This window comes from Haladaptatus sp. CMSO5, from assembly GCF_036689885.1.
In the GTDB taxonomy this organism is placed as follows: Archaea; Halobacteriota; Halobacteria; order Halobacteriales; family Halococcaceae; genus QDMS2.
Genome location: NZ_JBAHVW010000001.1, coordinates 2,546,963 through 2,573,478 on the forward strand (window position 1 = coordinate 2,546,963; position 26,516 = coordinate 2,573,478).

The following is a 26,516-nucleotide window of genomic DNA, read 5'->3' on the forward strand; positions in this document are numbered from 1 at the left end:
TCGAAAATCGCTAGTTTTTGTTTAGCTGCACTCAGACCAGCCACAGGACTCGCAGGTCTTGCAGCCTTCAGAGAAGTAGAGCGTCATCGACCCGCAGTCGGGACACTCTGGGCTCTCGCCCGCGTCGATGAGCGACTGGGTTGCGTCGTCGTCGCTTTCTGCGTCCACCTCATCTGCGTCCGCTGCAGGCGCGCTCTCCTCTGCAATCTCCGCGAGGTTGCGCTGTTGTGGGTAGGCCTTGTCGATTTCGCCGTCGAGATACCGGCGCATCGCCGTGCCGATTGCGTCCGGGATGGACTGAATCTGCTCGCCCTTGTCCCACGCAATCTTCGGTGAGCGGATGCCTTTCAGTTCGCCCGCAATCTCCTCTGGGTCGACACCCGACCGGAGCGCGGTCGAGACGGTCTTTGCGAGCGACTCGGTGAAGCTCGCGGTGAACCCACCGGAGTTACCGATGTTCGCGAACAGCTCGAATGGCCGGCCCTGCTCGTCTTCGTTGATGTTGACGTACAGCTTGCCGTAGCCCGTCGAGATGCGCTGGGTGACGCCGTAGAGCACGTCCGGTCGCGCGCGCTTCTCGGCGTAGAGGTTGCCGTTCGCCGCGGCCGTGGCGATGGAGTCGAGTTGCGCGTTGAGCGCCGCCTTGACTTCCTCGTGGTCTAGGAACTCGTCCATCGAGCCGAACACGTCGGTGATCTGCTCGACGATGGCTTCTGCGGCCTCGTCGTCGTCGGCGAAGTCTGCGTTCTTCGCACGCGTCGTGAGCACCTGCTTGCTGCGGGTGCCGTCGCGGTAGACGGTGACGCCCTTCCCGCCGTGGTCGTAGATGTAGCGGTACACCTCGTCCATGTCCGCTTTGCTCGCGGAGTTCGGGAAGTTGCAGGTCTTCGAGATGGCGGAGTCCACGCCGGCCTGTGCGGCGCACTGGACGCCCGCGTGGTCGAGGCCTGCGAGGTCTGCGGTGACGACGAACAGTTCGCCAATCGCGTCAGGCACCGTCGAGAGCGACGTGACGCCCTCGAAGGCGTTGTTCTGCATCTGTTCTACGGCTTCGGCTTGGACGGCGTCTACGTCGATGTCGTTCGCCTCAAGCACGCGCAGGAAGTAGTCGTCGAACTCAACGAGCATCTCGTCGCCCTGCACGTCATCTGAGACGTTCTTGAAGTAGGCGACGTTGTAGATTGGCTCGATGCCGCCCGTGGTGTTGCCGACCATCGAGGTCGTGCCCGTTGGCGCGACGGTCGTCGTGTTGTGGTTGCGAATCGAGAAACCGTCGGCCCACTCGTCGGCCGAGAGGCCGGTGTGGTGCTCGAACCAGTCGCGGTATTCGACGGGGTCTGCGTACTTTGAGTCGCCCCAGTCGTTGAACGCGCCACGGTCCTCGGCGAGTTCGTGGGAAGCCCACTTCGACCCGTGGTTGATGTGCATCATGAGCTGGCGGACGAGTTCGTTGCCCTCCTCAGAGCCGTAGCGGATGCCGAGCTGGATGTAGAGTTGCGCGAGGCCCATGACGCCGAGGCCGATTTTGCGCATGTTGCGGACTTTCTCCTCGATTTTCGGCACCGGGAAGTCCGACATGGTGACGACGTTCTCTAAGAAGCGTGTCCCCCACTCGATGCGGTGGTCGAACTCGTCCCAGTCGATAGCGTCCGCGAGGAACGCGTCCATGGCTTCCTCGGTCGAGTCGAAGTTCTCGCCGTTTGCTTCGTGCCAGACGCGCCAGTCGGGGGCGTCGAACTCGGCAATCGTAGAGAGGTTGATGTGGCCGAGGTTGCACGCTTCGTACTCCTCCAGTGGCTGTTCGCCACACGGGTTGGTGGCGAGAATCCGGTGGTCTGGGTGCTTGTCGACGTCGAAGGAGTGCTCCTTGTTGACCCGTTCGAGATAGATGACTCCGGGTTCGCCGTTCTCCCACGAGCCGTCGATGATGTGGTCCCAGATTTCGACCGCGGGAATCTTGAGCACTTCGCCGGGGGTGACGTAGTGACCGAGGTCGTAGCGGTCGTACATCTCCTTGGTCTCCTCGGTGGCGATGTGTGGCTCTTCTGTGCGTGGGTTCGTGAAGACAAAGTCCTCCTCGTTGTAGAGGGCCTCCATGAAGCCGTCCGTGACGCCCACGGAGATATTGAAGTTAGAGAGGTGGCCCTCGACGGCGTTGCGGAGGTGCTTTGGCACGCGGCCTTCCTCGTCGATGAGCGAGCGGGCCTCTTCGAGCGCCTCGTTGAAGCTCGTGTACGTGTAGTCGTCCGGGTCGTTCAGGCGGAGCGTGACCGCGAGCGAGACGTCCTTGTTCTTCGCGTGGAGGAACTCGATGACGTCCGGGTGCGAGACGCGCATGACGCCCATCTGGGCACCGCGACGGGTGCCACCCTGCGCGATGGTCTCGCACATCTGGTCGAACGTGCGCATGAACGTGATTGGCCCGGAGGCGATTCCTCCCGTGGAGCCAACCGCGTCACCGTACGGACGAAGCTGCCAGAAGGCGTAGCCCATGCCACCGCCCGACTGGAAGACCTCTGCGGCCTCCATGGCGGTTTTGTGGATGTCGGTGAGGTCGTCTGCGGGCGAGTCGACGAAACACGCAGAGAGCTGCTGGAGTTCGTCGCCCGCGTTCATGAGCGTCGGGGAGTTCGGGATGAAGCTGAGTTGCTCCATCAGGTCTTGGAACTCGGCGCGTACCGACTCTACTTTCTCCTGTACGCCTGCTGGAAGTTCGGGGACGACGGTGTCGTAGTCGAACTTGTTGACGTTGAACTCGGTGAGTTGCGTTTCGACGTCGTCGTCGGCGGTGGTTCCCTCGCCGAACACTTCTGCGGCGAGTTCGTCGCGGCGTGGGTGGCGTGGTTTCAGTTGCTCGGGGCGAACCGTCAGTTCGAGGCCGAGGTTGTCTGCCTCGTAGACGGCTTCTGCGAGCGCGATGTTCTTCGCAACGCGGACGAACAGGTCTTCTTGGGTCTCGATAAGCTCCCCGTTCGCGTCTTTGCGGAGATATCGAGCCGGAAGAATGTTGTTATACGCGTTTGTGGTCATCCGGTCTGCGAGGGTCTCCCCATCCGTGCGCTTGATGGGCAGGGTAATCTCGTCGGCGGAGAGGTTCGCGCGGCTCATAGTTCCCCTCGACAGCCGGCAGGCGTTCTCTGCCGGGCGATACGACTTTCAGAGTGTGGCGTCATACACGACATTTGTAACGGCGATTTTGTACTGAGTCCACCCAAATAACCCTTTGGCATTCGCGATTTTCAGGCTACCTGGAAAGTTGTAACTCAGCTGTTTAGTTTACATCCCCAGCAAGGGCGATGTTGCTGATTCTACGGTCAAATACTGGTAAGCGAGAGAGACTAATAACACTGTCCAGACCGGAGTGAAAGTGGAAGCGATGCAGAAAAACCGGCCGAGTGAGGCGGCGGTTCAGCAGAAACAATGGGGGGTTCAGGCCGGGTTCCTCGAGGTGTCACATCGCGCTGAGCGAGCGACCGCCACATCGCGGCGTCGCCCAATACGATTAACCGTCGCCATCTCATAATTCACGATATGCAACCGTTCCTCGTCGAAGGACTCACCTCGCCGCCGGCGATTCTAATAACGCTTGTCTTGCTCGCGGCAATCGTTCTCGTCGGGCGCATCCTGCTCCACGTCGCGTGGAAACTCATTCTCATCGCAATCGCCATCATCGGCGCGCTCTGGATTGTCGGTATCTTCCTCTAAATCGCGGCGAGAAAGTTCCGGATAACGTCGTGGCCGTGTTCGGTGAGCACGCTTTCTGGGTGAAATTGGACGCATTCGAGCGGGTAGTCTTCGTGGCGCACGCCCATGACCAGATCGTCGTCTGAGCGGGCGGTCACCGTCAAACAGTCAGGCACTGACGTGGCCACGAGCGAGTGGTAGCGGCCAGCGCGAAACGCCTGTGGCAGTCCCGAGAACACGCCCTGTCCGTCGTGAGTGATGGCAGAGGCTTTGCCGTGGACGGGGAACGGCGCGCGGCCAATCTCACCGCCGTATTCGTACACCGCGGCTTCGAGGCCGAGACAGACGCCGAGCGTCGGTATGTCGGGACTCATCTCACGGAGTACGTCGCGGGTCACGCCCACGTCGCGGTCGTTTTTCGGGTGACCCGGCCCCGGACTCAAGACGATTGCGTCGGGGTCTGCGGCGCGAATCTCCGCAAGCGACGCGGTGTTTTTCACGACTTTGGTGTCCGCGTTCGTGCTCACATACTCGACTAAATTGTAGGTAAAGGAATCGAAGTTATCGACGAACAGTACGTCGGTCATGGCTTCACCTCCGCGGGTTCGAGCCGCTCTATCGCGGCGAGGACGCCACCCATCTTCTTTTCGGTCTCCTCGAACTCGCTTGCGGGGTCTGAGTCAGCGACGATACCCGCACCGGCCTGAATCGTCAACCGGTCTGTGTCGCCGTGTTCGATGGTCGCAGTCCGGATGACGATGGCGAAGTCGGTGTCGCCCGTCCACGAGTAGTAGCCGACGCCGCCGCCGTAGAGGCCGCGTGGCCCGGCTTCTAAGTCGTGGATAATCTCCATCGCTCGCACCTTCGGCGCGCCAGACAGTGTTCCGGCGGGGAATGACGTGCGCGTCGCGTCGAAGGCGTCGAACTCGGGCGCGAGCGTCCCCGTGACCGTGCTCTCGATGTGCTGGACGTGGGAGTACTTGAGGACGTTCATGAACTCTTCTACGCGAACCGAGCCGGGTTCTGCGACTCGGCGAACGTCGTTGCGCGCCAAATCGACGAGCATCGTGTGTTCGGCGCGTTCCTTGTCGTCTGCGAGCATCTCACCGGCGAGCCGGCGGTCTTCGCCGGGGCTGCCCCCGCGCCCGCACGTCCCCGCGATGGGGTTGCTCACGACGGTGTCGCCGCTCACCGAGACGAGGGTTTCTGGGCTCGCACCGACGATGCTCAGGTCGTCTGCGCGCAAGAGGTACATGTACGGCGACGGGTTGACCTCGCGCAACGAGGCGTAGAGCGTCTTCGGGTCGAACTCGCCTTCGAGTTCGCGCTTTCGCGAGATGACGCCCTGGTAGATGTCGCCATCGAGGACGTGCTCTTTTGCCTTGGCGACGGCGGCCTCGTACTCATCGCGCGGGCCAGCGTGCTCTGCGCGGCAGACGAAGTTGCCCGTCTCGACCGGGGTTGCGTTTTGCAGGCGCGATTCTACGGCACTCGCTTCGGCGGCGAGCGCGTCGTAGAGGTCTCCGGCGTCGGCGTCGGGAGTAACAACCGGCGTGAACACAAGTGACACGGAGTCGTCTGCGTGGTCGAATACGACCGTTTTCGTCGTCAAGACGAACTGTGCGTCCGGAAGCGAGCTTTCGGGGCGGGAGACGCCCACCTCGTCCAGCCAGAGGTCATACACCGCATCATACGATAGAAAACCGACGAGACCGCCCTGCAGGTGTTGGCGTCCCGCTTTCGGGAACCCCTTGAGCGGGAGGTCTGGAAGCGTCTCGCGCAGCGAATCGAGCACGTCGCCCTCACCGGGGGCTGCGAGCGTTGCGAGCGCGTTTTCGAACTGTTCGACCTCGGCTCCCTCCGGGCCAATCGACACGACGCCGTCGGGGTCATAGCCGACGAACGAATACCGTGCGTGGCGGTCGCCTGTCTCGGGCGAGAACGCCCCGGCCGGGTCGCTTGAGGCGACCTTCTCTGCGCTTTCGAGCAAGAACGAATGGGAGCCGTCTGCGAGTTCCGCGTAGGCAGCGAGCGGGTCGAGCGAACAGTCGAGGGAGACCGCAAGCCGGAGGACAGCCGGGCGGTCGTCTTCGGCGAGTTCGATGAACTCGTCACGGGTGAGCGAACGCGTCACTGGACGGTCACCTTCCGGTGGGTTGCGCGGACGAAGGCGTCCAACTTCTCGTGATCTTTCACGCCGCCTGTTTTCTCGACGCCGCTCGCTACATCGACGGCGAAGGGGCGAACCTCGTCGATTGCGCGGGCGACGTTCTCGGGCGAGAGGCCCCCCGCGAGGATGACTGGCGCGTCGATGTCTGCGACGAGGGCGCTCGTTTTGCTCCAATCTGCGGTGGTTCCGGTTCCGCCAGCACCGGCGGCATCGACCGAATCGACGAGGAGGGCGTCTGCGACGGCGGCGTACTCGGGCACGCGCGCGTCGTCTGCTTCGATGCGCTGGATGACCGTGACGTTGGTTCGCTCGCGGATTTCTGAGACAGCATCGGGCGAGAGCAACGTGTGCAGTTGCACTGCGTCGGGTTCGACGCGCGCGACGAGCGTGCAGACTCGTTCGACGGAGTCGGCCATGGTGACGAGCACGCTCGTGACGAACGGTGGCGTGGCGGCCGCGAGGTTACCGGCCTCAGTGGTCGAAACTTCGCGCGGCGTCTCGACGGGCACGTCCGAGATGAACCCAACGGCGTCCGCACCCGCCTCGACCGCGGCGCGAAGGTCGGCTTCGGTCGTAAGCCCGCAGATTTTCACCCGCGTCATGCCACCACGGTCTGTCGCAGCGCGTTCAGTTTTTCCAGCGCGGCACCCGAGTCAATGGACTCGCGAGCAAGGGCCACGCCGTCTTTGAGGGTCTCTGCCGCGCCGGCGATATAGATGGCCGCGCCCGCATTTGCGAGAATGATGTCGCGTTTCGCGCCGGTGAGTTCACCGGAGACGATGGCTTCGAAGTCCGCGGCGTTTGCTTCTGGCGTGCTTCCGGCGACGGCCTCGATTGGGTATGAGTCAAGTCCAAGGTCGGCAGGTGTGAGCGTGTACTCCTCGATTTCGGTGCCCGTGACTTCGGCGACGACAGTTTCGCCGTGGATGGCGATTTCGTCGAGGCCGGAGCCGTGGACGACGAGGGCGCGTTCCACGTTCATGCGCGAGAGGGCGCGCGCGATGACGGGAACGAGGTCGGGGTCGTAGACGCCGATGACCTGTGCGTCGGCTCCGGCGGGGTTGGTGAGCGGGCCGAGCACGTTGAAGATGGTGCGCATGCCGAGTTCCCGGCGTGGGCCGATGACGGCCTTCATCGCCGGGTGGAACACCGGCGCGAGCATGAAGCCAATCCCGTTTTCTTCGATGGCCTTCTCGACATCCGCTGGTTCCGCCTCGACGTTCACGCCGAGGGTTTCGAGTACGTCCGCGCTCCCCGACGACGAGGAGACGGAGTAGTTGCCGTGCTTTGCGATAGCGACACCTGCACCCGAGGCCACGACCGCGCTCGTCGTGGAGACGTTGATGGTGTTGTAGTCGTCGCCGCCAGTCCCACACGTATCGACGAGCGGTTTGCCGTTTCGCTCGGGGTCGATGGTCAACGCCGCGTCGCGCATCCCCTGTGCGAAGCCCGCGATTTCGTCTTCGGTCTCGCCTTTGGCCCGGAGCGCCGCGAGCAGTGCGCCCATCTGCGCCTCCGTCGCGCCGTTAAAGACGGCCGTCGCCGCCTCTCTGGCCTGGTCGATGGTCAAATTCTCACCCTCCGTCACACGCTCGATAAATTCCCTCATTATATCACCAATGTACTTCTTTGTCTTGCAATGTACAAATTCGTACATCCACTTAACAGTGTCGCCATTTCGAGCGTGCGGGGAGCACAATCACGATTGGAGAACCGCTCCGTCGAGACGCCCGAAACCCGTTGGTTCACCGGGTGGGAGAAAAACGCATCCCGGCGGCGGTGTTTTCGTTCCCGATTCGAAACCTTCAATTACCCCGGCGGGTTACGAAGGAATGCAGACAGAAGCACACCAGCAAGGGTTCGTGGTCTAGGCTGGTTATGACACCTCCTTGACATGGAGGAGATCGGCAGTTCAAATCTGCCCGAACCCACTACTTTCTGACGGCGCTCAACCTTCGAGCGCCGTCTGTAATCGTAACGTGAGGGCGATTTGAACCAGGGAGTGAGCAGCGACGGTGGTTCAAATCTGCCATGTTTTTTGATGTCGGGAATAGCTCACGGAACCAAGCCAAATAATACAAGCAGTACGTCTGGTGAGCCAGTCATTTGTGTAGGTAGAGTGAAATTGTGAATAGTGATTGAACGGTTTCCTACAGCAAACGAGAATGTGGCATATAGTGTGGTTCAGCGACTCCAGCAATTCATTCGAGAATTTTCAACAAGATCTACAGATCCAGGACGGTTAGATACTCTAATTAGAGGGGGAGATTTTCGAGGAGGAATCGTTCGACAGAAGCCGGAATTTTTCACAGAACAATATCTGATTGTGCCAATACTTGAGGGGTTAGGATTCGAAAGTATTCGATGGAGGCCGGTGAATCTCATTAAGAACGAACGAAAACAACCTGACTTTGAGATTGATGACCCTCCAACTAACTCTGTTTGTATTGTAGAAGCAAAGAGACTCGGACTAGAGCAATCCAAGGGCATCGCAGAGCAGCAAGTGAAAAAATACCTGGCTAGCGATACTTTCGTCAAATATGGAACTGACCTCAATTGTGAATATTTGGTCGGTATAGGAACTGATGGCATTGATTGGACAGTATATGCCAAAGAGGTTGGCCAATCAAAACAGAAATGCCTAGCCACTGCAAGTATCAAAGAAGAATTGCGGAAACTAGCATTGGCAGATCGGCATGAAACGGAGTCACCAAAGAGACTCGTTCAAAAAACCCGAAATAGCATTGAAGAGAGTCTAGTCGCAGGATTTGCGAAGCATAACATCTCTCGGAGATTAGTTGAAGAATTTTAAAGAAAAGATCCTATGAGGATTCACAATACGGAGCGAAAAATGCCAAACTGATCCTCAAACCAATAGTGGATCATTTCCCACCCGGCATCAACCGACGAAACAGCGGTAAAAACACCGGAAAGAGCAGTGCGCCGGTTACGATGAACACGTAAACGGCCATGTTGGTTGGCACGCCAAGCTCGTGGAGAACAAGCGTGATGCCGAATACGACGGCGACGTATGCCCAGAACGCGAGGGTAATGCGGGCAAACCCGTACGGTGGGACGTTAACGTCGAACATCTTGGTAGCGAGATTGACACGAACCAGTAAGTGTTTTTGGGTGCGTTTGACATGCTCGAAATCACCAGCCCTGAATTTCACTTTCACTCCGCGCTAGGCGCACGAATAACCCCCATTCCAGCGTACCAATTACGTGGAGGAAAACAACCCATGAGCAAGACCCAAGCAAGCCACATTTCTGCACTCACACACGTCTCGTTAGTCGTCGCTGACCAGCAAGCCGCCCTCGAGTTTTACACCGAGAAACTCGGCTTCGAGAAGAAGATGGACATGCCAATGATGGACGACGACAGCGACGACCGGTGGATTACGGTCGGCGTGCCCGGCCAAGACGTCGAAATCGCGCTGCAGGCCATTGACTGGTTCGACGGCCGCGACGAGGAGAAACTCCGCCCGCTCGTCGGCAACAACGCGATGCTGGCGTTCGCGGTTGATGACTGTCAGGCGACCTACGAGGACCTGAAAGAACGCGGCGTCGAGTTCGTCTCGGAGCCGACGGAACAAGACTACGGCACGGAAGCCATCGCGAGCGATATGGAGGGCAACGAGCTGTTGTTCTTCCAGCCGCCCGAATCGCAGTAAGGCAAACGCCACGCACCACCCGCTACCTGAATCGATTCACAAACCACCATGATTCACGAACACGTTTTTGTCGCCCTCGAAATCGAACGCGACAGACTGGCCACAGCCCCGCCCCCAGCCCAGCACACGCCTAACGATGACGCGGTGAGTGTGTCGGGTGTGCAAGCCGAATAAAACAGTGTGGCGGTGAACTCCCCCGTGTCTACATCTCGTGGTGGACCGGGAAGGCAATCTCGACGGTTGCCTTGTAGTTCACAATCTCTCCGTTTTCTACGTCTGCCGTCCAGTCTTCGACTTCGACGCCGTGGATGTCATCGACCGACGCGGCGGCCTGTTTGACGGCTTCTTTGACGGCGGCTTCCCACGATTCGCTCGATGTGCCAAGCACTTTGATGATTTTAACAGCGGTCATCGCCCGTTCTAGTTCGACCGAAACGGAGATAAAATGTGTTAACAGAAATTGATAAATCGGGCGGTATTACGGACGTCGTGGTCTCAGAATGTGAGATTCACCAAAGAGTGCTCATTCGTTGGTGACCTTAGTACTAGTATGGACGCACGACAATCGACCTCGACACGCCGACGCTACCTCAAAGCGGCCGGTGCGGTCGTCACTGTTGGTCTCGCAGGTTGTGTTTCGACTCCGGGCGAACCCGGAGGAACCACGACCACGGATGTAACCGGCGATGACCTCGGCGATGAGCACATGGACGACGACCACATGGATGGCGACCACATGGACGACGACCATATGGACGACGAGGGCGACGAGGATACATACGCCCACGGCGACATCCAGATTGGCGAGCCAATGGCGAGTGTGACCGTTGAAATGGTCGGAGAAAACGGCTTCCACTTCCTGCCCCACGTCGTCCACATCGTCCCCGGCGGAACGGTGACGTGGGAACTGGTCAACAGCGTCCACGACACGGTGGCGTACCACCCGGACAACGGCAAGCCAGCGCGAATCCCGGCGGGTACAGCCCCGTGGCGAAGCCCACTCATCAGCGACCCCGGTGAGACGTTCGCGGTAACCTTCGAGCAAGAGGGCGTCTACGACTACTTCTGCACGCCACACGAGACGTTCGGGATGGTCGGACGCGTCATCGTTGGCACGCCCGACCTCGACGCTGAGCCAGCGATGGCCCCACCACAAGACGACCTCCCGGCGGGCGCCCGCGAGGAGTTCGAACGGTACAACGAACTGACCCGTGAGGCGTTCGACCAGCACGAATAGCGGTGGCCAACCTTACGTGATGGTGTAGCGGTCGAAACGGCGAATTGCACTTTTGTACCCGAAGGCGGCGAGCAGCGAGATGACGAGAAGCGACCCGCCGTACCCACCCGAGAATCCCAGCCGGGAGGAGGGCATTTGCGATATGGTAGCGTTGTCTGTTTATCCACTTGACAGTATTGGATGAGCTATCAACTTCACTACATCCTTATACTCGACTCGCACAAGTCACGGGTAGGTGTATGAGTCGAGACCACCCGCTCGCCACGGTTGAGGCCCTGGCGCTCATCGCGCTCGGTGGCTTCGCCGGGGCGAACCTGCGCTATGCGACGAGTACGGTGCTGCCGGGGCTTCCGGGCACCCTCGTCGTGAACGTGGTGGGGAGTTTGTTGCTCGGCTTTTTCGTCTACGAACAGCGGTTTCTTGGTGTCTTCTCCGGGCCGATGCGTTTGGCCATCACGACCGGCTTTCTCTCCTCGCTCACGACGTACTCGACATTCGCGGTGCAGACGGCGCTGTCGCCCGAACTCGCGCTCGTGAACGTCGTGGCGAACTATGCGCTCGGCTTCGCGGCGGTGTTCGTGGGACGGCTGGTCGCAAAATCACTGCCCGGCGCGCGCATCGGAACGAAGGAGGTCGAAATGTGAATCCCGCGTATCTCGTCGGGATTGGCGGCGCATTCGGGGCGATGGCGCGCTTTCTCGTCGCCGGGCGCGTGCCCGAAGGTCGACTCCCATACGGCACGCTCACCGTGAACGTCATCGGGAGTTTCGTCCTCGGGACGCTCACGTTCGTCGGCGTGTCTGACGACGCGATGCTCCTCGTCGGAACCGGCGCGTGTGGGGCGTTTACGACGTTTTCGTCGTTCTCGGTCGAGACAAGCTTATTGTGGGAGCGCGGCCACCGGCTGCGGGCAGCGATGAACGCCGGAGGGAACCTTCTCGCCTGCCTCGCAGCGATTGGCCTCGGCTGGCTCGTCGCCTCACTCCTCTGAGCTGTCGAAGCGTTTTTTGAGCGTTTCGTGTGCTCCGACGACCATCGCGGGGACGACGAGCATGAAGATGTGTTCTTCGACGGGAATGCCAAGCAGGTCGATGCCGGTTCTGAGTGGAATCGAAAACACACCCACGGTGAGCGTATACCAGTCCCAGACGTACGCAAACGGATAGAGAACCGCGATGGTTCGCGCGGCGTCGCGCCACGCATTGGCATACCAGAGAAGCGCGAGTGCGACCACGCCCCAGAGCAGTTCTGTGAGAAGATATGTATACGGCCCGAACACACCAATGTTCGGCATCATCCGGTGTGATAGGTACTCGCACGATAAAGGTCTTGTCGCCGGATTAGCCCTAGTTTTCATTAGGGCTGCGCCCCTCTACCATACTGGGGACAATTGATGGATATTGCTGACATTGCCACTAACGATTTTGTCGAGGTCGACGTCGACCAGCGACTGAGTAAAGTGCGGTCAATTTTCGAACGGGAGAACCCAAAGGGTATCATCGTCACGGACGGCGACGAATACGCCGGTCTTGTGACCCAGCGCGAGTTGCTCCAGTCACACGTCGAAGACTCGACGAAAGTGGCCGCGCTGATGAAATCTGCCCCGAAAGTCGAACGAACGACCAACATCCGCGATGTCGCGCGGATGCTCGTCGAAGGCGGGACGAAAGTCGCCCCCGTCTTCGAAGACGACGCTCTCTGGGGCATCGTCACCGCGGATGCTATCTTAGAAGCCGTCCTCGAAAATCTGGACGTGCTTACTGTTGACCAGATTTACACCGACGACACCGTCACCGTCCACGAGTCAGACCGTGTTGGGCAGGCCATCAACCTCCTGCGCGAACACGGCGTCTCGCGTCTCCCCGTGGTCGATGACGACGGTCATCTCACTGGGATGGTGACGACCCACGACATCGTCGATTTCGTCGTCCGCGACATGAACAAAGCCACCCTTGGCGAGCGCTCTGGCGACATAGAGCGCATGCTCGACCTCCCCGTCTACGACATCATGAACAGCCCGGTGCGGACGATTACGCTCGGCGCGTCGGTTCGTGACGCCGTCTCTGGAATGCTCGAAAACAACTACGCAGGCCTCGTGGTCACGCCAGAAGAGAACGACCGCCTCATCGCTGGCGTCCTGACCAAAACCGACGTGCTCCGCGCACTCTCCTACACGGAGGAAGAACACTTAGACGTCCAAATCACCAACATCAACCTGCTCGAAACGCTGAGCCGCGACGAAATCCGCGAAAGCATCGAAGCCGTCATCCAGAAGTACCAGCGGATGACCGTCCATCACGCCCACGTTCGCTTCCACGAGCACAAGGAGAAACTCCGCGGCACGCCGCTCATCCAGTGCCAGATTCGGATTCGGTCAGATCGTGGGCAGGTCGCTGGCTCCGGCGAAGGCTACGGTGCAGAGAACGCCTTCTACGTCGCCCTCGACAAGCTCGAACGCAACGTCATCGAGATGAAAGACATGCGTTCTGACGAAATCTACAAAGGACAGTTGCTCCGGAAGTTAGGCGAACTCTAGGCAGCACCTTTTTACAACTCGGGTGCGCCTTCGGCGAACCTCTCGTTGCAAAAACGCGCTCAAGCGAATCGAAGATTCGCGGAGACTGCGAGACGCTCTGCGTCTCGCCCGTCCCAAAAAAGGCCGCTCGTTCGTTTCACTCACTCGCGGTAGAATAATTGGACAGCGACCGCTTTATTCAGTGACCGTAAACGTCGCTGTCTGGCGTTCGAGTCCCCAATCAAATATCGCGGTTGCCCGTCCGGATTCAGAATTGACTGCCCGACCAGAGAGGTCACGCGAGACAGTCTCTCCGACGGAAACGGGAAACGTGAATTCCGAGACGAGCGGAAGGCTCCCTGCGCCTTGGTCTAACACGATTCCAAGAAATCTGCCGTCTCTGTTTCCTGTGTTGGTCACTTCGACGCTCGCGGCGAACGGCTCCCCGCGCGGAATCGACTCGGGGACGGCGAACTCGGTTTCAAACTCCGGTGATTTTGCAAGCTTTGTCCACACTGCATCAGGGAGCGTCCAGCGGTAGTGCTCGTCCGGTGAGACCGCCCACTCAATCGCCCCGCTTTCCACCGCCTGCACGGGAACGAGCAGGTTCAGCCGAGTCGAGTGTCCCGGGACGAAGTCGGTGCGATAGACCTTGCTCTCGGTGGGAATCCCGTCGAGAACTGCGGTGAATTCCAGTGATGAAATCTCAGTTTCGGCAGTCTCGACATCGAACCCGAGAAACTGCGCGTCGGGTTCGCTTGCGGGACGTTTGTGGGTGCCACCACCAACATCCGGCGTGAAGATAATTTTCCGTACTGCGGCTTCAGCAATCGTCACGCTCACGCCGTCGCTGCTTGTGGCCGTTTCCCCAAGTGAGAGTGTTGCCTCACGTTTTGTTGGCGTCTTAGCTGTCGTGGGTGGGGACTGAGCGGTTTCAGTGTTGGTTGGCGTGCCGGGCGACTGACCACTCATACATCCACCAACAACCGGTGTGAACCCGACAGCGAGCGTAGAGAGGAGAGTACGTCGGGAGGGCTGTTCCATGCTTCAAAAATATAGCTGATTGACAAATACTTTGTGCTGAGTAGAAGTCCAATCCGTCTCTTCGAAAAAATCAAATCAAAATCAGCAGTAAGCAGTTGTACCGCGGAGACGCGAAGCGTCGGAGCGGCCTTTTTCATGAAAGTTTTTGCCAGCGGGGGTTGCGAAGCAACCCTCCGCCGGAAAAAGTTTCACTGGAAGCCGATTCTCGAATGCCGACCCGCCGTTGGCTCTGCTGCGCCGCCCTTGAACTCGTCTTTGATGCGCTCGAAGTACTCCATCATGTCGTCGGTGATGGTCGGGCGGACGTTCTCCATCGCCTTGCGGAAGTGGCGCATCTCCACCACATCTGCGTCCGAATCCTCGCGCAGTGCTTGGATGGCGGCTTCGCGCGCGATGGATTCGAGGTCGGAGCCGACGTAACCCTCGGTGATTTCTGCAATTTCTTTTAGGCTCACATCGGCGGCGAGTGGCATGTTCTTCGTGTGAATCTCTAAGATTTCCTCGCGGCCGTCCTCGCTTGGCTCGCCGATGAGCACGAGACGGTCGAACCGACCAGAGCGAATGAGCGCGGGGTCGATCATGTCCGGGCGGTTGGTCGCGGCGATGACCATGACGTTGCCGCGGTCTTCGAGCCCGTCGAGTTCCGTGAGCAGCTGGTTCACGACGCGCTCTGAGACGTTCGAGCCCGTGTCGCGGCCACGGCTTGGTGCAAGGCTGTCGAGTTCGTCGAAGAAGATGACCGTCGGAGCCACCTGCCGCGCCTTGCGGAAGGTTTGCCGGATGGCCTTCTCCGACTCACCGACCCACTTCGAGAGCAGTTGCGGGCCGCGCACCGAGATGAAGTTCGCGTTCGTTTCGTTTGCGACGGCCTTGGCGATGAGCGTCTTGCCCGTGCCCGGAGGCCCGTAGAGGAGCACGCCCGCCGGTGGGTCGATACCCATGCGGGTGAACTTCTCAGGGGAGTTCATCGGCCACTCGACCGACTCCTGCACGTTCTGCTTTGCGTCCTCTAAGCCGCCGACGTCCTTCCAGTTGACCTTCGGTAGCTCGACGAGGACTTCGCGCATCGCGGAGGGGTCGACCTCTGCGAGCGCACCGCGGAAGTCAGACCGCTTGATAATCATGCGGTCGATGAGCGACGGCGGGATGTCCTCTTCGTCTAAGTCAATCTCCGGCAGGTAACGCCGGAGGGCTTTCATCGCGGATTCCTTCGTGAGCGATTCGATGTCCGCGCCGACGAAGCCGTGGGTCTCCTCTGCGAGGTCATCAAGGCTCACGTCGTCTGCGAGCGGCATGCCGCGGGTGTGGACCTGCAGAATCTCCTTACGGCCTTCCTCGTCGGGGACGCCGATCTCGATTTCGCGGTCGAAGCGACCGGGACGGCGGAGTGCTGGGTCAACCGAGTCAACGCGGTTGGTCGCGGCGATGACGATGACGTTGCCCCGCGCCTCTAGCCCGTCCATCATGGTGAGCAACTGGGCGACGACGCGGCGTTCGACTTCGCCGGTCACGTCTTCGCGCTTTGGGGCGATGGAGTCGAGTTCGTCGATGAAGATGATAGAGGGTGACTCCTCTGCGGCGTCTTCGAAGATTTCGCGCAGTTGCTGCTCGGATTCACCGTAGTACTTCGAGATAATCTCGGGACCAGCGATAGAGAAGAAGCTGGCGCTGGTCTCGTTTGCGACGGCCTTTGCGAGCAGCGTTTTCCCCGTGCCCGGTGGGCCGTGGAGGAGGACACCCTGTGGCGGCTCGATGCCCAGTTTCTTGAAAATCTGGGGGTGTTTCATCGGCAACTCGACCATCTCGCGGACGCGCTGAATCTCCTGTTGGAGGCCACCGATGTCCTCGTAGGTGATGCCGCCGCCGGTCTTCTCGAAGCCGCTGATCGGTTCCTCGCGGAGTTCGACCTCCGTGTCCTCAGTGATGAGGACGACGCCCTCAGGCTCTGTCTCGACGGCGATGAGCGGGATTGCCTGTCCAGGCGAGCGCATGAACGGGTGGTTCGTGCTCGACATGACGGGCACGATGTCGCGTTCGACGACCGGACGCTTCAGAATCTGGCGTTTGACCATGCCAGCGGCGTCAGAGCCGAACTGCACGCTCGCGTCTTCTGGCGGGGCAAGCACCAGTTTCTCTGCTTTTTTCGCCTCGGCTTTGCGGATGGTGACCCGTTCGCCAATCCCCACGTCTGCGTTCTGCCGAGTGAACCCGTCGATGCGAACCGTGTCGGTGTTCCAGTCCTGTCGGTCCGCCCGCCACACCTTCGCCGCCGTCACGTCGCCACCCTCAATCTGGATGATGTCGCCCGGGCTGAGCTTTAGATGCAACAGCGTGTCCGGGTCGAGGCGGGCGATGCCCCGGCCGGAGTCATTTGGGTACGCTTTCGCGACCTCAAGTTGAACTTCATTCATATTATTTTCACGTTCAGGGAGATGCGTATACTCTGTCGTGGATGGCGATATGCTTTTTGCTCCCAGCACTCACGGCGTATCACGTTTTCGCCTGATGGCGAAAGGATGCGCGACGGGTCTGACATGCGTCTGACATCGGGCCGAGACCGGGTGTTTTTCTCCGTGCCCTTCGTCCTCTCGCATATGCGAACAGTTGCGTTCGACGGACGAATGGGCGCGAGCGGCGATATGCTCCTCGGAGCGTTGCTCGCCGCGGGCGCAAACGAGGCTTCCCTCGCCCCCGTCACCGAGACGCTCGACACCCGCTATGACAGCCACATCGTCGATAAAAACGGTATCGCGGCGACGAAGGTGGACGTGTTGCTCACAGACGAGGACGCACGCCGCGCCCACGAGGACGCAGAGGGCTACGACCACGGCGAGGGGCACAGCCACGATCACACGCACGCGCACGACCACGGGCACACGCATGACCACAGCCACCCTCACGACCACAGCGACGACCACACGCACGCAGAAGGCGCAGGCCCGAACCGAACCTACGCCGAGGTCATCGACATTGTCGAGAGCATGAACCTCTCCGCGCCCGTCGAGGCGGACGCGAAAGCCGTCTTCCGCATCCTCGGCGAGGCAGAGGCAACCGTCCACGACGCCCCGCTCGAAGACACCCATTTCCACGAAGTCGGCGCGGACGACGCCATCGCGGACGTGGTCGGCGCGTGTCTTCTCTTTGCCGACCTCGCCCCTGACCAAGTGCTGACGACGCCGCTCGCTGTGGGCGGCGGTGAAGCCGACATGGCCCACGGCACCTACCCCATTCCAACGCCCGCCGTGGTCGAAATCGCCGCGCAAGCCGACTGGGAACTGCAAGGCGGCCCCGTCGAAGCCGAACTGCTCACGCCGACCGGCGCGGCGATTCTCGCCCACTTCGCCCGCGGAATCGATTCCTTGCCCGCGATGAATCTCGAACAGTCGGGTTACGGCGCGGGCGGTTGGACGTTCCCAGAGCGCCCGAACGTCCTGCGCGCGCTCGTCGGTGAGGCTCGCGGTGGCCTCGTCCCCGAAGCCATCACCGTCCTCGAAACGAACCTCGACGACGCCCCGCCCGAGGTGCTCGGTGGCCTCCAAGAGACGCTCACCGCCGTCGGCGCACGCGACGTGAGTATCGTTCCCGTCACGATGAAGAAGGCTCGGCCCGGCCACCTCGTGAAGGTCATCGTTCGCGCCGAGGACGCCGCCCGCGTCGCCCAGAAACTCGCAGAAGAGACGGGAACGCTGGGTATCCGAGAGATGGTCGCTCGCCACCGCTGGACGGCAAAACGCCGCTTCGAAACCGCCACGCTCGACATCGAGGGCCACTCCTACGAAGTCTCGGTCAAACTCGCAAGCGACGCAGACGACACGCTCTACGACGTGAGCGCGGAGTACGACGACGCGGCCCTCGTTGCGGAGAAAACGGGTCTCCCAATCCGCGAAATCATGCGCCGGGCAGAGGCTGCGGTCAGAGACGCCTAATCCCGGTCGTTCAGCTGCTGGCGGTGTTCTTCAAGGGCTTCTTCGATGGTCAGTTCGCCCGCCGCGACCCGTCGGGCGAGTTCCTCGCCTATCGCGCGATTCTCGGGTGACTGTTCGCGCGACCGCGTTTTGATGACCTGCAACTCGCCAGCCGTCGGCTCGATGGTTCGTTCGGTGATGCGTTCGCCCGAGAGGTGGGCGATGTTGATGGCGGCGATGACGTCGCCCATCCCGCGCGCGCCCGTCCCGAGATACGGCGTCGTCCCGGTTTCGTCAACGAGTTCGATGGGAATGCCATCGAGGTCGTCAATGAGTCGTGTACCCTGCAGCCGAGCACCGTCACCGATTCTGACGAGCGGGTCTACGGCTCCCTCAAGTTCCGCCAAAATAATCGCCGCCGCTTGGGCGAGCGGGACGTGGAACGTGGCGATAACCATATCGCCGTTCAACACCGCGATACCGGGGCGTTCACCGGGGTCAATCCCAACAATCGTCCGTCCGCCGCCGCTTCGCATGAGGGCGAGAGCTTCTTCGACGGCGTGCCGGCACTCGTCTGGTTTCGCGCGGACGACGGTCACGGGCGTCTCGATTTCGTCGTCTGCGCCCGTAATGACGACGTTCGTGTTCTCGGGGAACTCGTCGCCGGGTTCGATGGTGGTAAACTGCACCCCGCGCTCGCGCAGTTCTGCGACTGCCTCGTGATACACTTCGAAGTCAGTTGTGGCGACGACTATCACTCCCTCCTTCTCCGCGCCGCAGGTGACTAAATCCTTCGGCAGACCGGACCCTTTTTGCTGAAGACGGCGAAAGGATGGGTGTGTCAAACGCGCCCGTTCCGACCGGCTGTGGCCCCGTCGATACTCTCCTCGGCGGCGGCTTCGAGCGCGGCACCGTCACGCAACTGTACGGCCCGCCGGCCGCCGGGAAGACCAATCTGGCGCTCGCCGCGGCCGTCGAAACAGCCGCCGCCGGACGGACGGTGCTCTACATCGATACGGAAGGCCTTTCCATCGACCGATTCCAACAACTGGCGAAAGCCAAGGGCGAAGACGTTTCTGACCTCGCCTCGCGCATCATCATCTCAGAAGCCCACGACTTCGCAGAACAGGAAGCCGCCGTCAGAGACGCGACCGACCTCGCCTCGCGTGCAGACCTCATTGTCCTCGACAGCGCGACCGGCTTCTACCGCTTAGAACGGACGACCGAAGAAGAAGGTGAGTCGCTGAGAAAAGTCGCGCGCCAGATGACGCACCTACTCTCGCTCGCCCGTAAACACGACCTTGCCGTCGTCATCACGAATCAGGTGTTCACCGACCCGGACGGCGACTCGGCGCGCCCGCTCGGCGGCCACACACTCGCCCACTGGACGGGCACGGTGCTCCGCCTTGACCGATTCCGTGGCGGCAATCGCCGGGTCACCATCGAGAAACACCGCGCGAAACCGACCGGTGAAACGGCGCGCTTCCAGATTACCCAAGACGGGCTTGTCGGCGTAGACGAGTTGTAAAAAGCGGGTCGCGGTTCAATTGTGATGCGATTTAGTTGTTCTCCCGCGAGTGAAGCGAGCGGCCTTTTTTGGGACGGGCGAGACGCAGAGCGTCTCGCAGTCTCCGCGAATCGAAGATTCGCTTGAGCGCGTTTTTGGCCTGAGTGGTGCGCGCGGCGTACCCGAAGGTTAAAAAGGTGCGTTAGTAGATCAGCGTATCGTCGTTCTCGACCATATACAAGGTTCGCGCCGAGATGTTGACGGCGTGGTCGCCAACGCGCTCTAAGTCGCGGATGGTGAGCAGGAGACGCGAGACGTCCTGCATGAGCGTCTCGACTTCTTTCTCGCTCGTCGTGTCGTCGATTTCGGTCTCGATGAGGTCGCGCACCACGAGACTGGAGGCGCGTTCACAGAGGGCGTCTAGGTCGTCGTCGCGCTCTGAGATTTCGTAGGTCGCTTCCGCGTCATTCTCCGCGTAGGCGTCCATGGCGTCTTCGACCATGTCGAGGGTAAGCGAGCCAATCTCTTGGATGTCCACTTCAGGGAACATGTCTCGCGAGGCGGTGAGCGTGTAGTTCCCGAGGTTGGTTGCGAGGTCTGCGATGCGTTCTAAGTCGGTGATAATCTTGAACGAAGAGGCGATAAAGCGCAGGTCTGAGGCGACCGGTTGCTGGAGGGCAATCAGGTCGATACAGTCCTGTTCTAAGTCGAGATAGAGCTGGTTGACCTCGTCGTCGCCGTCGATGACTTCGTGGGCGAGGTCGTGGTCTTTCTGTTCGAGCGCGTCGAGCCCCATGCGGAGGCGTTCGAGGACGACTTCGCTCATGTAGAGGACGTCTTCGCGCAGTTCGCCTAGTTGTTCTTGAAACGTTTCCCGTGCCATGTGTATTATCCGAACTTGCCCGTGATGTAATCTTCGACCCGCTGACTCTCTGGGTTTTCGAAGATTTTGTTCGTGTCATCGAATTCGACGAGTTCGCCACCGGTCAGGAACACCGCCGTTTTATCGGAGATGCGGGCGGCCTGCTGCATGTTGTGGGTGACGATGATGACGGTGTACTTCTCTGAGAGCTCTTCGATGAGGTCTTCGATTTGCGAGGTTGCGACCGGGTCGAGCGCGCTTGCGGGCTCGTCCATCAGGATGACCTCGGGGTCAACCGCGATGGCGCGAGCGATACACAGGCGCTGTTGTTGCCCGCCCGAGAGTTCGAGGCCGGACTCATCGAGTCGGTCTTTGACCTCCTCCCAGAGCGCGGCGGCCTTGAGGGCGTTCTCGACTTTCTCGTCCATGTTGTCTGTTTTGCCCTGAATCTTCAGGCCGTAGGCGACGTTGTCGTAGATGCTCTTTGGAAACGGGTTCGGGTGCTGGAACACCATGCCGACGCGCCGGCGGAGCGCGACGGGGTCGACATCGTTGTCGTAGACGTTCTTGCCGTCGAGCAACAGCTCGCCTTCGACGCGAGCGGCGTCGATGAGGTCGTTCATCCGGTTGATACAGCGCAGGAAGGTTGACTTCCCACAGCCGGAGGGGCCAATGAGCGCCGTGACCTGCTTTTCGGGGATGGCGAGGTCGATGTTCTGGAGCGCTTGGTCGTCGTTGTAGAACACGTTCACGTCGCGTGCTTCGACGACGGCGCGGGCGTCTCCAGCCGTGGAGCCTGAGAGCCCGGCGGTGACGTCGGTCTCCAACAACATCTCGTCGTTGGTGGGGTCGTCTGTCTCTACCTCTTCGTTCGAAGTCATATTCTCTTGTGACATGGTTAGTTCTCGCTCTGATACCTGTTGCGGAGGACAATCGCGATGGAGTTCATCGTCAAGAGGACGATGAGCACCGTCACGACACCTGCCGCGAGCACACCATACTGGAAGTCGGGTTGCGGACGATCCGCCCAGTTGAAGATCATGAGCGGCATCGCGCTGGCCGCATCAGAGAGCTTCGTCGGCACCGAATAGGTCACCGTCGGCGCGGCGATCATGATGAGGGGTGCGGTCTCACCGAGTGCCCGACCGATGGCGAGAATCGTCCCGGTGAGGATGCCCGGAATCGACCGGGGAAGGACGACCTCGCGGATGGTCTGCCACTTCGTCGCACCCATCCCGTAGGACGCTTGGCGCAGCGAATCGGGAACGGCGCGAATCGCCTCCTGCGAGGAGATGATGACGATGGGCAAGATAAGCAACGAGAGCGTCACGCCGCCGACGAGAACGGACCCGATTCCCATGTTCAGGAAGTTGATGAACAGGCCGAGTCCGAGCAGCCCGTACACGACCGACGGAACGCCCGCGAGGTTTGCGATGTTGAGCTGGATGAACCGAGTGTAGCGGTTGTCGGGAGCGTACTCCTCTAAGTACACCGCCGCGCCGACGCCGATTGGGAACGCGAGGACGATGACGACGGCCATCAGCATCACGGACCCGACGAGCGCCGGGTAAATCCCTGCCTGCTCTGCCTCGGGGTGCGGCAGGCTCGTGAGGAACTGCCAGTCAATCCACGCCGTCGGACCGGCGAAGCCGAGTATGCCGACGACCGTCTCGACGAGCAAAAGGCCGCCGAGGACGACGACAGGGATAAGCAGACCAGAGCGCGAACCAACGGTATCAGGGTCAGTGTAGAGGTGTTCGACGTAGAGTGCCGTCGGGACGCCAACGGTGAGTGCGAAGATAGTTCCAATGCTCGGGTCAAGGCCAGCGAACATGAACGCGAAGGTGCTCACGAGCGAAGCCCCGAACACGAGTGCTCCGGCGAGGAGTCCCGTTCGCTGGCTCTCGTACTTTCGGGCAATGTAGTGACCCGTGAGAACCGCCGCCGCGAGGCTGAACGTCGTGAGCAGAGAGAACCATCGGACGGGTTTGAACGGCGAGAACTGGAGCAGGATTTCCGGGATGCTGTAGAAATAGCCCGGGATGCCGAGCATCACGTAGCCGAAGACGACGAGGCCGACGAACAGGCGCTCGTAGGCGGTCGCCGAGGAGCGCAGCGTTCGGTGGGCGTAGACGAGTGCTCCGGCGAGCGCGAACCCGACCATGTAATAGAACCACACGTCGTCGTCGAGGACGTCCACGAAGATGACGAGAATCGCTGCGCCGAGCATGACGCCGGCGAGAGGGAGTCCGGTTGCGGAGAACCCGACCTGCAGTCCCTCTCTGTTTCGAAGTGAGAAGTAGCCGACCGTTCCGAGCACGACGAGGACGAACAGGAGGTAGGTGATAGACCACTCCGTGCTCGCAGTTTCTGGCCGGACGGCGTCTAAGGTGACGTACACGAGCAGCGTGGCGAGCGAGACGATGCCGACGAGGGCGGACGCGAGGAGCGCGTTCTTGAAGATGATGCCTTTCGTGCGGCTGACCTGTCCGAAGCCGGTCTCTTGTTGGGTACCAGTCTGCGTCGCCATTATTCGTAGCTCTCCCGGTAGTGTTGTGCGATGAGGTTACTGATGAAGTTCATAGCGAGGGTGATGACGAACAGCGTGAGGCCGATTGCGAACAGACTGCGGTAGGCAGGCCCTTGAGCAGCGATGTCACCGACACCGAGTTGAATCATCGCTGCGGTCATCGTCTGAATCGATTCGAGATAGGCACCTGGCAGGAGCGGGTTCACGAGCTTTGGAGTTGCGCCAGCGGCGACAACCACGATCATCGTCTCTCCGATCGCGCGAGAGAGGGCGAGAATGAACGAGGAGGCGATACCCGAAATCGCCGCCGGGATGACGATGCCAGTCGAGACGTCGAACTTGGTGGCTCCGAGACCGTAGCCGGCCTGTCGGAGCGAGTCTGGAACGGCGCTCATGGCGTCTTCGCTGATAGAGGAGACCATCGGGATGATCATGATACCGACCATGAGCGAAGCCGAGAGGGCGTTGAACGTGCCGAGTTGAGGGATGAACGTTTTGAGGGCGGGGGTGATGTAGATGAGCGCAAAAATGCCGTAGACGACGGTTGGAACTCCGGCGAGGACTTCGAGGAGCGGTTTGAGCACCGAACGGACGGAGGGGCTCGCGTACTCGCTCAGGTATATTGCCGTGGCGAGTCCGAGCGGGAGAGCGACGATTGCGGACCCAATCATCACAGTGAGCGTGCCAGCGATGAGCGGCAGTACACCGAACTGAATCGGTGTGATTGCCGGTGCCCACGTTTCACCGAGGAAGAACTGCGTGAACGTAACGGTCTGTTCCGGTGCGATGCCCATCAACGTCGTGCCCGTAATTCGGAAAAATCTCGCTGCGTCGCCCACGAGCGCGAGGATAATTCCGAGCGTCGTCAACACCGATACGGTTGCGCACGCGAAGAAGAACCACCGAATCAGCCGCTCTCTTGGCGAATTCGCGACACGCGTAGTCATATCGGATGATTGATAATCAGTGCTCATTTACGTGGAGGTAATTTTTGGGGTTTGAAAAAAAGCGCTTCGTTTCGAACGGGTGCGCTTAGCCCTGAACTTCTTCGATTGCGGCGGTCAGCTGGTCGAGCTGTTCTTGCATGTCCTCTTCGGTGTTCGGCACGTAGCCGACTTGGTTTGCGACGATCTCCTGGTCTGCGCTCTTCTCGACGAAGAACTTCGCGAACTCTGCGACGTGCGGTTCTTTGAGCGCGCTCTTCTTCGGATAGGTGAACAGCGGACGGGCGAGTGGCGTGTACTTCCCACTCTTTGCCGTTTCGAGCGATGGCTCGATACAGCCGTCGCCGTTATCGATTTTGACCGCTTTCACGGCCTCTGGGTTGTTGTAGTAGTACGAGAATCCGAAGTAGCCCATCGCGTTCTTGCTACCGGTTACACCCTGGACGATGGAGCGATCCTTCTCGGTCGCCGTGTAGTCCTGGCGGTGGGAGCCCGCTTCACCGATGACTGCCTCGGTGAAGTAGTCGAACGTCCCGGACGTGGATGCTGCGCCGTAGAGTTCGAACTCTTCGTCCGGCCAGTCGTCGCGCACGTCGCTCCATTTCGTCGCGCCGTTTGGCTCCCAAATCTGTTTGAGTTCGTCGATGGTTACGCAGTCGACCCAGTCTGCCTCGTTATTGACGACGACGGTGAGCGCGTCGGTTGCCACGTTGAGTTCGAGCCACTCGACACCGGCGTCTTCACAGAGCTGCTTTTCGCTCTCTTTCATCGGACGCGAGGCGTTGTTGAAGTGCGTCTTGTCCTGACAGAAGAAGTCACTGAAACCGCCACCTGACCCGGTCGAGCGGATGTTGAACTCGACGTTCGGGTGCTCTTTGCGGAATTCAACGGAGACTGCCTCCGCGAGCGGGAAGACGGTCGAAGACCCTGCGATTTCGACCGTGCCGGAGAGTTCTCCGGAGCCACCGTTACCGCCGTCTGTGTTGGTTCCGTCTCCTCCTTCGCCACCCGAGCCACTTTCACTCACACAGCCCGCAATGCCCAGTGCGGACGCCCCTGCAGCAGCCGTGATGAACTTGCGACGCGAAACGAAGTCAGGTTTGTCTGTCATCACTTGTGGAAATCGGTGAAAGGGGTAAATAACCTCCTATGATAACTATATAGCACTCCTTATGGGACAAGTGGCCAAAGAAGATATTTGCACAGAGTGTCTGAACAGACAACACAAATACCCCCATACACTGGCGGGTTTCAAGAGATACAGGGCTTGGGCGAGAGCGGGACAGCACCAGCTAGAACTACAATTTTCATCGGCATTTAGTGTGAAAATAGTGTCGGGATATGAGCGCATTTGTTGAATAACGGAGATGAGTGGTGAAGTATGTAGATATAGGACAGTTTATTGTGGATGAGAGGCGAACGGGGAGTATATGGAAACGCGGAAGGTCCAAATCACGGGTGGTTCGACGTTCACCGTCTCCCTCCCGAAAACCTGGGCGACGGACAACGGAATCAAAGCCGGAAGCGAGGTTGCCTTTTTCAAAGAAGACGACTCGCTCGTCCTCACGCCAAACGACGAATCGACGCACGTAGAGGGCACCCTCGACATCGTCGGGCTCAAAGGCGACGAGTTGATGCGCGCCATCGTCACGATGTACGTAAGCGGCTTCGACATCATCACGCTCGAAACCTCACGCGTCACCGCAGAACAGCGCCGAGCGATTCGCAAAGCCACCCAAGGGCTCGTCGGCCTCGAAGTCATCGAAGAGACCTCAGACCGCGTTGTCTTACAGGACCTCCTCGACTCGGCTGAACTCTCCGTGTTGAACGCCATCACGCGCATGCGCCTCGTCGCGCTCTCGATGCTCAAAGACGCGGTAACCGCCCTCGCGGACAACGACGACGACCTCGCGCGCGACGTGATGGAGCGCGACGACGACGTAGACCGCCTCTGGTTTATGATCTCACGCGTGTTCCGCTCTGCGCTGCGCAACCCAACGGCCGCAACTGAAGTCGGCCTCCCGCGCGAGACGACGTTCGACTACCACTCCAGTGCGCGCCAGTTAGAACGCATCGCAGACCACGCGACGAAAATCGCGAGCATCACGCTCGAACTCGGGGCCATCCCCGACGAAGCCACAACGGCCATCGAGGAACTCTACACCGACGCCGCGACCATCGTCGAGATGGCGATGGACGCGCTGTTAGAAGACGACCCCGAGCGCGCAACCCGGCTCGCAAACGACGCGAGCGAGAAGATTGCAGGCATCGACAAACAGACGCGGAACGTGGACAACCTCATCCGCGATCTGAATCCACACCGCGCCCAACTGCTCGGCCTCATCGTGGACTCGCTCTCACGGAGTGCTGACTACGGCGGGAACATCGCAGAGACGGCGCTCCAGAAGGCAGCCCCCCGCCCGTAGCGCCGGTTCGCCCACTTC

At 60.3% G+C, this 26,516-nt stretch carries 27 protein-coding genes and 1 tRNA gene; 11 read left to right on the plus strand and 17 right to left on the minus strand.

Annotation, left to right across the window (positions count from 1 at the left end; translation table 11 throughout):
• Window positions 1-21 precede the first annotated feature (21 nt).
• Complete coding sequence (locus tag V5N12_RS13560) at window positions 22-3,108, minus strand: adenosylcobalamin-dependent ribonucleoside-diphosphate reductase (protein WP_332899701.1); 3,087 nt, start codon at window positions 3,106-3,108, stop codon at window positions 22-24.
• A 423-nt stretch (window positions 3,109-3,531) separates the two neighbouring features.
• Here V5N12_RS13560 and V5N12_RS13565 point away from each other — a divergent pair, with 423 nt between their 5' ends.
• Window positions 3,532-3,705 carry a hypothetical protein gene (locus V5N12_RS13565; protein ID WP_332899702.1) on the plus strand — a complete coding sequence of 58 codons (174 nt, stop codon included), beginning with the start codon at window positions 3,532-3,534 and terminating at the stop codon, window positions 3,703-3,705.
• Here V5N12_RS13565 and trpG read toward each other — a convergent pair.
• Genes trpG through trpD form a run of 4 tightly spaced genes read right to left on the minus strand, consistent with a single transcriptional unit; the run spans window position 3,702 to window position 7,463 of the window.
• A complete protein-coding gene (gene trpG, locus V5N12_RS13570; protein WP_332899703.1) occupies window positions 3,702-4,271 on the minus strand; it encodes an anthranilate synthase component II in 570 nt (189 codons plus the stop codon). The two genes, V5N12_RS13565 and trpG, sit on opposite strands and share 4 nt — an antisense overlap.
• On the minus strand, window positions 4,268-5,818 hold the full coding sequence (gene trpE, locus V5N12_RS13575; RefSeq protein WP_332899704.1) for an anthranilate synthase component I: 1,551 nt from the start codon (window positions 5,816-5,818) through the stop codon (window positions 4,268-4,270). Before trpE ends, trpG begins: the two co-directional genes overlap by 4 nt.
• Window positions 5,815-6,456 carry a phosphoribosylanthranilate isomerase gene (locus V5N12_RS13580; RefSeq protein WP_332899705.1) on the minus strand — a complete coding sequence of 214 codons (642 nt, stop codon included), beginning with the start codon at window positions 6,454-6,456 and terminating at the stop codon, window positions 5,815-5,817. Before V5N12_RS13580 ends, trpE begins: the two co-directional genes overlap by 4 nt.
• Entirely contained in the window at window positions 6,453-7,463 is a 1,011-nt protein-coding gene (gene trpD / locus V5N12_RS13585; protein WP_332899706.1) for an anthranilate phosphoribosyltransferase, read from the minus strand. The genes V5N12_RS13580 and trpD overlap by 4 nt, the downstream gene beginning before the upstream one ends.
• Window positions 7,464-7,710: 247 nt before the next feature.
• Between trpD and V5N12_RS13590 the strand changes: the two genes are divergently transcribed.
• Both V5N12_RS13590 and V5N12_RS13595 read left to right on the plus strand, forming a co-directional pair.
• Window positions 7,711-7,785 (plus strand) — tRNA-Val (locus tag V5N12_RS13590).
• Between the two features lie 203 nt (window positions 7,786-7,988).
• Complete coding sequence (locus tag V5N12_RS13595) at window positions 7,989-8,666, plus strand: hypothetical protein (RefSeq protein ID WP_332899707.1); 678 nt, start codon at window positions 7,989-7,991, stop codon at window positions 8,664-8,666.
• Window positions 8,667-8,736: 70 nt separating this feature from the next.
• Here V5N12_RS13595 and V5N12_RS13600 read toward each other — a convergent pair whose 3' ends face one another.
• Entirely contained in the window at window positions 8,737-8,946 is a 210-nt protein-coding gene (locus V5N12_RS13600) for a hypothetical protein (RefSeq protein WP_332899708.1), read from the minus strand.
• 150 nt (window positions 8,947-9,096) lie between these two features.
• On the opposite strand from V5N12_RS13600, the gene V5N12_RS13605 reads away from it, so the two are divergent.
• The gene (locus tag V5N12_RS13605; protein WP_332899709.1) at window positions 9,097-9,528 is read left to right on the plus strand and encodes a VOC family protein; all 432 of its coding nucleotides are present in this window, start codon (window positions 9,097-9,099) and stop codon (window positions 9,526-9,528) included.
• 202 nt (window positions 9,529-9,730) lie between these two features.
• Here the strand turns inward: V5N12_RS13605 and V5N12_RS13610 are convergent, their stop codons facing one another.
• The gene (locus tag V5N12_RS13610) at window positions 9,731-9,940 is read right to left on the minus strand and encodes a dodecin family protein (RefSeq protein WP_332899710.1); all 210 of its coding nucleotides are present in this window, start codon (window positions 9,938-9,940) and stop codon (window positions 9,731-9,733) included.
• A gap of 138 nt (window positions 9,941-10,078) precedes the next feature.
• Between V5N12_RS13610 and V5N12_RS13615 the strand changes: the two genes are divergently transcribed.
• Window positions 10,079-10,765, plus strand: coding sequence for a cupredoxin domain-containing protein (locus V5N12_RS13615; protein ID WP_332899711.1), 687 nt, complete (start codon window positions 10,079-10,081; stop codon window positions 10,763-10,765).
• A 12-nt stretch (window positions 10,766-10,777) separates the two neighbouring features.
• On the opposite strand, the gene V5N12_RS13620 is transcribed toward V5N12_RS13615, so the two are convergent.
• The gene (locus V5N12_RS13620) at window positions 10,778-10,900 is read right to left on the minus strand and encodes a hypothetical protein (protein WP_332899712.1); all 123 of its coding nucleotides are present in this window, start codon (window positions 10,898-10,900) and stop codon (window positions 10,778-10,780) included.
• 104 nt (window positions 10,901-11,004) lie between these two features.
• Between V5N12_RS13620 and V5N12_RS13625 the strand changes: the two genes are divergently transcribed.
• Window positions 11,005-11,409, plus strand: a complete 405-nt coding sequence (locus tag V5N12_RS13625) for a CrcB family protein (RefSeq protein ID WP_332899713.1) — start codon at window positions 11,005-11,007, stop codon at window positions 11,407-11,409.
• Window positions 11,406-11,756, plus strand: coding sequence for a fluoride efflux transporter CrcB (crcB, locus tag V5N12_RS13630; protein WP_332899714.1), 351 nt, complete (start codon window positions 11,406-11,408; stop codon window positions 11,754-11,756). Before V5N12_RS13625 ends, crcB begins: the two co-directional genes overlap by 4 nt.
• Here the strand turns inward: crcB and V5N12_RS13635 are convergent.
• On the minus strand, window positions 11,745-12,062 hold the full coding sequence (locus V5N12_RS13635) for a lycopene cyclase domain-containing protein (RefSeq protein WP_332899715.1): 318 nt from the start codon (window positions 12,060-12,062) through the stop codon (window positions 11,745-11,747). The genes crcB and V5N12_RS13635 overlap by 12 nt on opposite strands.
• A gap of 96 nt (window positions 12,063-12,158) precedes the next feature.
• Here V5N12_RS13635 and V5N12_RS13640 point away from each other — a divergent pair, with 96 nt between their 5' ends.
• Window positions 12,159-13,301, plus strand: coding sequence for a CBS domain-containing protein (locus V5N12_RS13640; RefSeq protein WP_332899716.1), 1,143 nt, complete (start codon window positions 12,159-12,161; stop codon window positions 13,299-13,301).
• 174 nt (window positions 13,302-13,475) lie between these two features.
• Here V5N12_RS13640 and V5N12_RS13645 read toward each other — a convergent pair whose 3' ends face one another.
• Both V5N12_RS13645 and V5N12_RS13650 read right to left on the minus strand, forming a co-directional pair.
• A complete protein-coding gene (locus tag V5N12_RS13645) occupies window positions 13,476-14,252 on the minus strand; it encodes a hypothetical protein (RefSeq protein ID WP_332899717.1) in 777 nt (258 codons plus the stop codon).
• A gap of 260 nt (window positions 14,253-14,512) precedes the next feature.
• Window positions 14,513-16,735: a CDC48 family AAA ATPase gene (locus V5N12_RS13650; protein WP_332899718.1), complete on the minus strand. Its 2,223-nt coding sequence runs from the start codon at window positions 16,733-16,735 to the stop codon at window positions 14,513-14,515.
• Window positions 16,736-16,918: 183 nt separating this feature from the next.
• Here V5N12_RS13650 and larC point away from each other — a divergent pair, with 183 nt between their 5' ends.
• Window positions 16,919-18,250, plus strand: coding sequence for a nickel pincer cofactor biosynthesis protein LarC (larC, locus tag V5N12_RS13655; RefSeq protein WP_332899719.1), 1,332 nt, complete (start codon window positions 16,919-16,921; stop codon window positions 18,248-18,250).
• Here larC and V5N12_RS13660 read toward each other — a convergent pair.
• Window positions 18,247-18,987 (minus strand): hypothetical protein, encoded by a 741-nt coding sequence (locus V5N12_RS13660; RefSeq protein ID WP_332899720.1) that lies wholly within the window; start codon window positions 18,985-18,987, stop codon window positions 18,247-18,249. The two genes, larC and V5N12_RS13660, sit on opposite strands and share 4 nt — an antisense overlap.
• A gap of 74 nt (window positions 18,988-19,061) precedes the next feature.
• Between V5N12_RS13660 and radB the strand changes: the two genes are divergently transcribed.
• Complete coding sequence (gene radB, locus V5N12_RS13665) at window positions 19,062-19,757, plus strand: DNA repair and recombination protein RadB (protein ID WP_332899721.1); 696 nt, start codon at window positions 19,062-19,064, stop codon at window positions 19,755-19,757.
• A gap of 181 nt (window positions 19,758-19,938) precedes the next feature.
• Here radB and phoU read toward each other — a convergent pair whose 3' ends face one another.
• Genes phoU through V5N12_RS13690 form a run of 5 tightly spaced genes read right to left on the minus strand, consistent with a single transcriptional unit; the run spans window position 19,939 to window position 25,183 of the window.
• Window positions 19,939-20,619 carry a phosphate signaling complex protein PhoU gene (gene phoU, locus V5N12_RS13670; protein WP_332899722.1) on the minus strand — a complete coding sequence of 227 codons (681 nt, stop codon included), beginning with the start codon at window positions 20,617-20,619 and terminating at the stop codon, window positions 19,939-19,941.
• A 5-nt stretch (window positions 20,620-20,624) separates the two neighbouring features.
• On the minus strand, window positions 20,625-21,494 hold the full coding sequence (pstB, locus tag V5N12_RS13675; protein ID WP_332899723.1) for a phosphate ABC transporter ATP-binding protein PstB: 870 nt from the start codon (window positions 21,492-21,494) through the stop codon (window positions 20,625-20,627).
• A 2-nt stretch (window positions 21,495-21,496) separates the two neighbouring features.
• Window positions 21,497-23,128 (minus strand): phosphate ABC transporter permease PstA, encoded by a 1,632-nt coding sequence (gene pstA / locus V5N12_RS13680; RefSeq protein WP_332899724.1) that lies wholly within the window; start codon window positions 23,126-23,128, stop codon window positions 21,497-21,499.
• A complete protein-coding gene (pstC, locus tag V5N12_RS13685; protein ID WP_442904946.1) occupies window positions 23,128-24,102 on the minus strand; it encodes a phosphate ABC transporter permease subunit PstC in 975 nt (324 codons plus the stop codon). Before pstC ends, pstA begins: the two co-directional genes overlap by 1 nt.
• Window positions 24,103-24,160: 58 nt before the next feature.
• Entirely contained in the window at window positions 24,161-25,183 is a 1,023-nt protein-coding gene (locus V5N12_RS13690) for a PstS family phosphate ABC transporter substrate-binding protein (protein WP_332899726.1), read from the minus strand.
• 319 nt (window positions 25,184-25,502) lie between these two features.
• Here V5N12_RS13690 and V5N12_RS13695 point away from each other — a divergent pair, with 319 nt between their 5' ends.
• A complete protein-coding gene (locus tag V5N12_RS13695) occupies window positions 25,503-26,498 on the plus strand; it encodes a PhoU domain-containing protein (protein ID WP_332899727.1) in 996 nt (331 codons plus the stop codon).
• Window positions 26,499-26,516: the final 18 nt, after the last annotated feature.

Excerpts from the sequence above, each read along its gene's own strand:
- V5N12_RS13560 (WP_332899701.1), bottom strand. The coding sequence starts at position 3,108 with ATGAGCCGCGCGAACCTCTCCGCCGACGAGATTACCCTGCCCATCAAG.
- V5N12_RS13565 (WP_332899702.1), top strand. The coding sequence starts at position 3,532 with ATGCAACCGTTCCTCGTCGAAGGACTCACCTCGCCGCCGGCGATTCTA.
- trpG (WP_332899703.1), bottom strand. The coding sequence starts at position 4,271 with ATGACCGACGTACTGTTCGTCGATAACTTCGATTCCTTTACCTACAAT.
- V5N12_RS13580 (WP_332899705.1), bottom strand. The coding sequence starts at position 6,456 with ATGACGCGGGTGAAAATCTGCGGGCTTACGACCGAAGCCGACCTTCGC.
- trpD (WP_332899706.1), bottom strand. The coding sequence starts at position 7,463 with ATGAGGGAATTTATCGAGCGTGTGACGGAGGGTGAGAATTTGACCATC.
- V5N12_RS13600 (WP_332899708.1), bottom strand. The coding sequence starts at position 8,946 with ATGTTCGACGTTAACGTCCCACCGTACGGGTTTGCCCGCATTACCCTC.
- V5N12_RS13605 (WP_332899709.1), top strand. The coding sequence starts at position 9,097 with ATGAGCAAGACCCAAGCAAGCCACATTTCTGCACTCACACACGTCTCG.
- V5N12_RS13610 (WP_332899710.1), bottom strand. The coding sequence starts at position 9,940 with ATGACCGCTGTTAAAATCATCAAAGTGCTTGGCACATCGAGCGAATCG.
- V5N12_RS13615 (WP_332899711.1), top strand. The coding sequence starts at position 10,079 with ATGGACGCACGACAATCGACCTCGACACGCCGACGCTACCTCAAAGCG.
- V5N12_RS13620 (WP_332899712.1), bottom strand. The coding sequence starts at position 10,900 with ATGCCCTCCTCCCGGCTGGGATTCTCGGGTGGGTACGGCGGGTCGCTT.
- V5N12_RS13625 (WP_332899713.1), top strand. The coding sequence starts at position 11,005 with ATGAGTCGAGACCACCCGCTCGCCACGGTTGAGGCCCTGGCGCTCATC.
- V5N12_RS13635 (WP_332899715.1), bottom strand. The coding sequence starts at position 12,062 with ATGATGCCGAACATTGGTGTGTTCGGGCCGTATACATATCTTCTCACA.
- V5N12_RS13640 (WP_332899716.1), top strand. The coding sequence starts at position 12,159 with ATGGATATTGCTGACATTGCCACTAACGATTTTGTCGAGGTCGACGTC.
- V5N12_RS13645 (WP_332899717.1), bottom strand. The coding sequence starts at position 14,252 with ATGAGTGGTCAGTCGCCCGGCACGCCAACCAACACTGAAACCGCTCAG.
- V5N12_RS13650 (WP_332899718.1), bottom strand. The coding sequence starts at position 16,735 with ATGAATGAAGTTCAACTTGAGGTCGCGAAAGCGTACCCAAATGACTCC.
- larC (WP_332899719.1), top strand. The coding sequence starts at position 16,919 with ATGCGAACAGTTGCGTTCGACGGACGAATGGGCGCGAGCGGCGATATG.
- radB (WP_332899721.1), top strand. The coding sequence starts at position 19,062 with ATGGGTGTGTCAAACGCGCCCGTTCCGACCGGCTGTGGCCCCGTCGAT.
- phoU (WP_332899722.1), bottom strand. The coding sequence starts at position 20,619 with ATGGCACGGGAAACGTTTCAAGAACAACTAGGCGAACTGCGCGAAGAC.
- pstB (WP_332899723.1), bottom strand. The coding sequence starts at position 21,494 with ATGTCACAAGAGAATATGACTTCGAACGAAGAGGTAGAGACAGACGAC.
- pstA (WP_332899724.1), bottom strand. The coding sequence starts at position 23,128 with ATGGCGACGCAGACTGGTACCCAACAAGAGACCGGCTTCGGACAGGTC.
- pstC (WP_442904946.1), bottom strand. The coding sequence starts at position 24,102 with ATGAGCACTGATTATCAATCATCCGATATGACTACGCGTGTCGCGAAT.
- V5N12_RS13690 (WP_332899726.1), bottom strand. The coding sequence starts at position 25,183 with ATGACAGACAAACCTGACTTCGTTTCGCGTCGCAAGTTCATCACGGCT.
- V5N12_RS13695 (WP_332899727.1), top strand. The coding sequence starts at position 25,503 with ATGGAAACGCGGAAGGTCCAAATCACGGGTGGTTCGACGTTCACCGTC.